The sequence below is a fragment of the Nostoc sp. FACHB-152 genome, assembly GCF_014697475.1.
Classification (GTDB): domain Bacteria; phylum Cyanobacteriota; class Cyanobacteriia; order Cyanobacteriales; family Nostocaceae; genus Nostoc_B.
In genome coordinates, this window is sequence record NZ_JACJRV010000050.1 from 45,993 (window position 1) to 53,411 (window position 7,419).

At 39.6% G+C, this 7,419-nt stretch carries 7 protein-coding genes; 1 reads left to right on the forward strand and 6 read right to left on the reverse strand.

Features of this window, described 5'->3' with window-relative positions; genetic code table 11:
- Positions 1-34: 34 nt before the first annotated feature.
- The 6 genes from H6G76_RS24810 to H6G76_RS24835 form a co-directional block, all read right to left on the reverse strand.
- On the reverse strand, positions 35-781 hold the full coding sequence (locus H6G76_RS24810) for a peptidase (protein WP_190707003.1): 747 nt from the start codon (positions 779-781) through the stop codon (positions 35-37).
- A gap of 10 nt (positions 782-791) precedes the next feature.
- A complete protein-coding gene (secG, locus tag H6G76_RS24815; protein ID WP_190707005.1) occupies positions 792-1,025 on the reverse strand; it encodes a preprotein translocase subunit SecG in 234 nt (77 codons plus the stop codon).
- A gap of 81 nt (positions 1,026-1,106) precedes the next feature.
- Positions 1,107-2,705 carry a 2,3-bisphosphoglycerate-independent phosphoglycerate mutase gene (gene gpmI, locus H6G76_RS24820; RefSeq protein WP_190707008.1) on the reverse strand — a complete coding sequence of 533 codons (1,599 nt, stop codon included), beginning with the start codon at positions 2,703-2,705 and terminating at the stop codon, positions 1,107-1,109.
- Positions 2,706-2,918: 213 nt separating this feature from the next.
- The gene (locus tag H6G76_RS24825) at positions 2,919-4,613 is read right to left on the reverse strand and encodes an ABC-F family ATP-binding cassette domain-containing protein (protein WP_190707011.1); all 1,695 of its coding nucleotides are present in this window, start codon (positions 4,611-4,613) and stop codon (positions 2,919-2,921) included.
- A gap of 133 nt (positions 4,614-4,746) precedes the next feature.
- Entirely contained in the window at positions 4,747-5,562 is an 816-nt protein-coding gene (locus tag H6G76_RS24830; RefSeq protein WP_190707014.1) for an Rpn family recombination-promoting nuclease/putative transposase, read from the reverse strand.
- A gap of 34 nt (positions 5,563-5,596) precedes the next feature.
- A complete protein-coding gene (locus tag H6G76_RS24835; protein ID WP_190707017.1) occupies positions 5,597-6,094 on the reverse strand; it encodes a hypothetical protein in 498 nt (165 codons plus the stop codon).
- A 292-nt stretch (positions 6,095-6,386) separates the two neighbouring features.
- Here H6G76_RS24835 and H6G76_RS24840 point away from each other — a divergent pair, with 292 nt between their 5' ends.
- Positions 6,387-7,361 (forward strand): AAA family ATPase, encoded by a 975-nt coding sequence (locus H6G76_RS24840; RefSeq protein ID WP_190707020.1) that lies wholly within the window; start codon positions 6,387-6,389, stop codon positions 7,359-7,361.
- Positions 7,362-7,419: the final 58 nt, after the last annotated feature.

Genomic DNA, 7,419 nt, shown 5'->3' on the forward strand with positions numbered 1-7,419 from the left:
TTTTCACCCATTTACCCCTAATGCCCGACATGGGTCAATTCATCTTTGAATTATCAATTAAAGGCCAGCCTAAACTTGTTGGCTGTTGATAAACTCGCTTCAAAGTATTTACATCTCTAGAGGAAATAGTCGGCGGGTTGCGAACTTGGGAAAAATACAAAGCATCAGTTTGTGATAGACTATGACCCCAAATTCCCAAGGCGTGGCCAAGTTCATGGCGTGCAGCCGCAACGACATAATTACCTGTCTGACTAGGACTCAAGAGAATAGTAAAACGGTGGAATAAAAAGTTGTTGCTGGTATACAACTGGTAACTAGTTAAAGCAGAACGCGCACGAGGGATTTTTTTATCTGGTGAAAGTTTTAATGGCGGTGCTTTTCGCTCAATTTTAATATCAGCAATCTCTGGCTTTTCTACTACTGTTAAAGGTAAGTAAACACTCCATTCCTGCACAGCCTGCAAAACACTTTTGACCCACGCTTCAGCCTGTTGATTATTTACTGCTGTTGGTTGTTCTACATAAACTCGAATTGGAAATTTTGACCAAATTAAATAACCTACTTCGGTTGTTTCAACTTGGGAAAAGTAATCACCACTGTTTGTAATATCTTTCCACTGAACCAAGGTAGATGGTAAGGGATGGAGTTTTGGGGAAGGTAAAGAGGTAGCGTTGGATGGAAAGTTAGCCAAAATAATTAACAGCCCTGTACTTATAGTTAAGACAAAGGCTGTTAGTAATTTTCTATTATTTAATATCGGGTGTAGGGTAATTTTCCCCATTTCCCTATCCTTATTTAGGTAGCCAACCTGCACTCAAAACTACTGTTAAACCAAGGAAAATGACTGTTAAAGCCCAAGTAATTCGGTTTAAGGTATTTTCTGCACTCTTGGTGCTGCTAAATAATTGGGCTTGTCCACCAATAGCACCAATACCATCGCCTTTAGGACTGTGGAGCAATACTAAAACAATCATTCCCAGGGCAGCTAATGCCCAAATAATTTGTACGATGCTTGTAACTGTCATGCTAATAATCTCATTTATAACGGTTTGAAAACGAAAAAACTAGAACAGAGAAAACAGCTAACTGTTTTCTCTGAAAGTTATTTACAGACCAATTGGCATAGGGGTGCGATTCCGCTTTAAGTCAAATTCTACTGGTTTGACCAGCGATCGCCCGGTCATTTCTTCTGGCTGAGGCAGCTGTAAAATATCAAGAATGGTAGGTGCAATGTCAGCTAGCTTGCCATCGCTACGCAGTTCGACATTTGTCCCGTGTCCAGGTATTTTAGCTTTTTCGCCTTCCACCAAAATCAATGGTACTGGATTGGTAGTATGAGCCGTCCAGGAATTACCCTCTTCATCTAGCATATACTCAGCGTTGCCGTGATCGGCGGTAATAATTGTTGTACCGCCAGCTTTGATGATGCTTTCCAGGAGGCGACCTACACAACGATCTACTTCTTCAATCGCTGTGATTGTGGCTGGCATTTGACCAGTATGCCCTACCATGTCTGGGTTGGCATAGTTAATCACAACTAAGGAGTATATGCCTTTTTGAATAGCGGCGATCGCTACATCTGTGACAGCTTCTGCTGACATAGTAGGGGCTTTGTCGTAAGTCGCTACCATCGGACTGCTGACAAGTTCGCGGTCTTCGCCAACGAAAGGTTCTTCTAAACCACCGTTAAAGAAGTAAGTGACGTGAGCGTATTTTTCTGTTTCCGCAGTCCGGAACTGATTCAGACCATGATTAGCAATGACTTCACCGAGAATATTCGTCAAATTCTGCGGCTCAAAAGCTACCGTCACTGGTAGGTCTGAATCGTACTGAGTAAATGTAACAAAGGATAGTCGCTGAATTGGCTGGCGTTCAAAACCTGTGAATTCAGTACTTACAAAGGCTTGAGTCAACTGTCTAGCACGGTCAGGCCGGAAGTTGAAAAATATTACCCCGTCTCCTGGTTCAACTGCGCCAGGAGCAATGCGGACTGGGTTAATAAACTCGTCTGTCACCCCTTCAGCGTAAGATGCTTGCAAGACTTGTGCGGCTGTTCGTCCATCGCCTGCGCCATCTTGTGTCATGATATCGTAAGCCCGCTTGACTCGATCCCAGCGGTGATCGCGATCCATTGCATAGTAGCGGCCGCTGAGGGTAGCTATACGCCCAATCCCCACCCGATTAATGTAATCTTGCAGTTGTTGGATAGCTTTTATCCCTTCGCTAGGGGAAGTATCACGACCGTCAGTAATAGCGTGGATACAAACTTCTGAAATTCGCTGATCCTTGGCTAAGTCAAGTAGTCCAAACAGGTGGGTAATATGCGAGTGTACCCCTCCATCAGAACAAAGACCAACTAAGTGCAGCTTGCCATTTTTAGAGCGAACTTCCTGGCAAATTTTAACCAGTGCAGGGTTACTGAGGATTGAACCGTCTTCCACGGCATCCGAGATGCGTACAAGTTCTTGTGGTACAACTCGCCCAGCGCCAATATTCAAATGACCAACTTCTGAGTTACCCATTTGACCCTCTGGCAAGCCTACGGCTTTTCCTGATGTGCGGATGAGGGTATGCGGGTACGCCGCCCATAAGCTGTCCATTATCGGCGTTTTAGCCGCCACAATAGCGTTGCCTCGCGTCTCCTCGCAGTAGCCCCATCCGTCTAAAATGACTAGCACCACAGGAGCAACAGGTGCTTTGGTCATAGTAAAATTGCCCTTTACTTTTTGTAATACCCGAATGATACCACTGCTAACCACAGGTGCAAGTGGATTTCTGCTTATTAACTTAATTTATGACTTATTGACAAAATTTTTAGGCTTTTTTTACTTTTCGCAGCTTTTGCATATATTTTGTGATATTCCAAACCAGTTGATCAGTTAGTAGTGAAGCAGATGTGCTACTACTAACTTGATATTTTATTTCTTCTTTGCAGAAGTTTTAGCAGCTTTGGAAGCTTTTTTAGCAGCTTTTTCCGCAGCTATAGCAGCTAATCTTGCTTCTTCTTTTTCCTCAGCAATTTTAGTCAGGTAATAGTGATAATCTCCTAAATAAACTCGGAATTCACCATCCCGAATTTCCACAATTTTGTTGGCTACCTGAGAAATAAAATAACGGTCGTGAGAAACTACAATTGCAGTCCCATCATAGTTTTGCAGTGCTTCTTCCAACATTTCCTTTGCTGGAATATCTAGATGATTGGTAGGCTCATCTAATATAAGCAAATTCGCTGGACGCAATAGCATTTTTGCCAAGGCTAAACGTGCTTTTTCTCCTCCGCTTAAAGCTTCAACCGATTTAAATACAGTATCGCCTGAGAATAAAAATTTGCCGAGCAGGGTACGAACTTCCTCGTTTTTCCAGTCAGGAACCTCATCATGAATAGTTTCCATAACTGTTTTTTTCAAGTCCAAAGCTTCGGCTTGATTTTGCTCAAAATAACCTGGAATAACGTTATGATCGCCTAAATTTACTATGCCTTCGGTGGGTGTTTCCGTACCGATAATTATTCGCAATAAGGTAGATTTTCCTGCACCGTTGGGGCCTAAAAAAGCAATGCGATCGCCCCTTTCAATAAGCAGATTTGCTCCCAAAAATAAGATTTTATCATCGTAGGTATGAGTTAAATCTTTAATGGTCACTACTTCCCGTCCGCTACGGGGTGCGGGAGGAAAACGAAAATGCAGGGTTCTCACTCCAGAGGTGGGTGCTTCAATACGCTCAACTTTGTCCAGTTGCTTTTCCCGGCTTTTCGCCTGGGTACTGCGGGTAGCACTAGCGCGGAATCTGTCAACAAAGGCTTGCTGTTTTTCCAGTTCTTTTTGCTGACGTTCGTAAGCATTCAATTGTGCTACTTGATTTTCCGCTTTTTGTTGCAGGTATGCTGAGTAGTTACCTAAGTATGTACTAGAAACGCCGCGTTCAGTTTCCACTATTTGAGTGCAGAGGCGGTCTAAAAATTCTCGGTCGTGGGAAACTATTACCATCGGCGTTGTCAAGCCTTTCAGGTAATTTTCTAGCCACTCGATAGTTTCTAAGTCTAAATGGTTTGTAGGCTCGTCTAACAGTAACAAATCGGGTGCTTGCAGCAGGATTTTACCCAAACTCATCCGCATCTGCCAACCACCAGAGAAAGCACTGACGAGGCGATCGCCATCTTCTTGCTCAAAACCCATCTCTGGTAAAATCTTGCCGATGCGTGCTTCTAAACCGTAACCATCCAAAGCTTCAAACTGACGCTGCAAACGATCTAACTTGTGAATTAATTTATCCAGTTCCTCTGGTGTTGCAGTTTGCATATCGTGCTGCACTTGCGTCAGAGATAACTGTACTTCGTTTGCTTCCTTAAATACTGTCCAAAATTCTTCTCTAACAGTGCGAGTGGGATCGACTTCAAACTCTTGATTGAGGTAAGCAATATGCAAACTAGCAGGACGAATGATTTCGCCGGCGGTAGGTTCAATTTCCCCAGAGATGATTTTTAACTGGGTAGATTTTCCTGCACCGTTAACGCCAACTAAGCCAATGCGATCGCCTGGTTTAACTTCCCAGTTGATGTCCTTCAGGACTTCGCCTGTAGGATAAATTTTACTGATATGTTCGAGTCGCAGCATCGAGTTTCTCTCTGGTAGGAAATATATGGTTAAGGACGAAGTACCAACACCGTGTCCAATATTAACAAAAATTAACCAAGAATTCCTCCGAGTAAGCTGTAATAAAACTCTGATACCGCTTGATTTTAGTTAATTACGAATTTTGTGCGGCTTGCTGTACTTCTTCAACAGTTAAACCAAGTTCCTCAGCCACTTGTTCCACAGATAAACCCAGCTTCAAAAAGCGAGGAACCATTCTTAACTTTTCTTGACGTTGACCTTCTTCTATACCTTCCTGTTTACCTTCTTCTTTGCCTTCCTGAAAAACATCCTGAAAATATCTGGTATTCCTTAATTCACTGAGGTTAAACATTTCCTCCATCTCCTCTTTAGTGATTGTTGGAAACTTGTACAACAATATAGTCTCTATTAATTGTAATAATTGCTGTTGTCTGATTGGGGAGTTTATCTCTAATTTTGCCCTTTCTAGCAGTTCCCTAGCCTCTGCGATCGCTGCCTCCTCAGATGTCACAATTAATTTAACAGTGGCAATACCAATAGGTAGGGATGCTTCGGTACTTAATTCATCAAGATAAATCCGCCTAACTCGCTGACTAATAAAGAATTCTCTGTAGTGTTTGATATCTCCTATGTCTACACTTCTGTTAGGGTATAAAACTACAGCATTCCAATCATTTGCTGGTTGATTTTGCCGCAAGTACAAGCAGATTTCTGCCATCAAGCGTGCATAAATCCTTTCATCTGCTTGAAACTGCACTTCTACAAAGTAAATTGGCTGCTCACTTTCAAAATTCGGAACAAATACCCCATCAATTCTGAAGGATGTTTGTTTAATCTCAATTGACGAAAATTGGTAAATACTTGCAGTATCAGGAGAATTCCCAATCAATTCAAAGAAGATATCAGGAAATTCTTGAAACAAGCGATAAAATATGGTCTCTGTTTTCACAAATTGGTACTACTAGATAATTTTCTGTAGCTAATTATGTCTCTTTTTCTGCTTCTGCACCATCCCGGACTTCTTGCACACGCTCTTTAGATATTCCTAAAACCCGTGCTATTGGTGCTAACAAACTATCATCAATAGGTTCTCCAGCATAAATATTATTTAGTTCTGTAGGAGAAATTTTAAATGTATCGCAGAATTTAGTGAATTCCTGATTGTTGAGGTCAAGTTCTTTTTGTCGCTCTTGAAGTAAAAGTGCGATCGCTCTCGTCCCAAACTTAGGACGTTCACTAATTTTTATATATTTTTGTATTAAGTGGTTAACCTTACTAGTATCACCACCAGCCTTTTTTAGTAAATCAGTACAGGCTTTTTTTAGAGCTTTCTTTAAAACTTCTTCTTCATTTAAAAATTGAATAATTTCATTCGCATATTCTTGTTTAAAAAATCCGACTAAATTACCTTGATGATATATCGGTACGTAAAGGTTATTCGTTTCAACTTGCCAATCTAAAGGTTCATTGCGTAGCGACATAGATAAAACCCTAAATCATTTAATGTTTCATTATTTTAAAAGCATTTATATTTACCTACCAGTGGTTATAGTTTGATGAGATATATAAAAAGCATTTTGAGGTTAATCTAGATTCTTGTTCCATTTTTGCTAGAACTCCAAACTCAACCAATCGCCTTCCTTGCTGATGAACAAGTAACTCAAAGGATACCAGAAGAGCGTTTGGCGGTTTTATGAGGCTTTTGTTAGTTATTTAATCATAGTGGGCATACTGTAGATATCAAGTAAATAGCATCTAAACAGAGTAAACAGTATGTTGACGACAACGTGGCAAGAAGAAATTGCATCCTTAAAACAAAACTTGAACAAAGAAATAAAGCAAATTTCGGGTGGTTCAGATATTAATATACCTAATCATATTTGCATTAATAACCTGAAATCCAAGTTAGAGCGATTAGATGAAATTGAAAAAATTCTTAGTGTAGATAAATATAAGATTGCTTTTATAGGTACTATAGGTCAAGGAAAAACGACAGCTATTTGTCATCTATTTAATTTAATAAGTGAATTTAAAGTTTCCAAAACTATTGCTGGTAAAACTAAAGATGTAACAGAAATTAAAGAGTTACTTTCAACAGGAGCAGGTAAAACTACTATATGTGAAGTAATTATTAAAGCTGCGGAAAAAACATATATAGAGATAGAACCTTATACAGTTGATGAAATGGAAGGTATTATTCTTGAGTTTTGTGACTATATTGCAAATAAAGATAATAATCAACCAGAGCATAAAATAATTATTTCTCAAGAAATGGAGAGGGCTATTAGAAATGTTATAGAACTAAAAAGAATTAATAAATCAGTTTCTGATAACGGTAAAACTAAAGTTATTATAATTGATAAAGCTAAGGAGCTATTTGAGGAATCAGGAGTAGAGATACTGAAAAAAACTGCCTTAAATAATGCAAACCTTGAAAGTAGAACTTTGACTCAAATTTATTTTGATAATCAAAATAATGAACAAGCATGGATCAAAAATACCTTTGCTGCACTTAATAATGTCCAGTTAAAGGAATTTGCTATTCCCAGAAAGATATATCTTTATGTGAGCTATGATGTTTTATCTGGCTCAAACTTGTCTCAGTTCGATTCAGTAATTGATACAAAAGGACTTGATGAAAACCCAATTCGTAAAGATTTGCAGAAATATATAGAGAGTGAGGACACAATAGAATTTGAAAAAGCTACAGCAGTTTCCTGTGTTATGAGGTACAGTAACAGCAATTAGTAAACCAGTTTCTTAAATGTTGAGGATTCATTAAGTTGAGTGCAACTGAGATAACTGT

Excerpts from the sequence above, each read along its gene's own strand:
- gpmI (WP_190707008.1), bottom strand. The coding sequence starts at position 2,705 with ATGACCAAAGCACCTGTTGCTCCTGTGGTGCTAGTCATTTTAGACGGA.
- secG (WP_190707005.1), bottom strand. The coding sequence starts at position 1,025 with ATGACAGTTACAAGCATCGTACAAATTATTTGGGCATTAGCTGCCCTG.
- H6G76_RS24810 (WP_190707003.1), bottom strand. The coding sequence starts at position 781 with ATGGGGAAAATTACCCTACACCCGATATTAAATAATAGAAAATTACTA.
- H6G76_RS24825 (WP_190707011.1), bottom strand. The coding sequence starts at position 4,613 with ATGCTGCGACTCGAACATATCAGTAAAATTTATCCTACAGGCGAAGTC.
- H6G76_RS24840 (WP_190707020.1), top strand. The coding sequence starts at position 6,387 with ATGTTGACGACAACGTGGCAAGAAGAAATTGCATCCTTAAAACAAAAC.
- H6G76_RS24835 (WP_190707017.1), bottom strand. The coding sequence starts at position 6,094 with ATGTCGCTACGCAATGAACCTTTAGATTGGCAAGTTGAAACGAATAAC.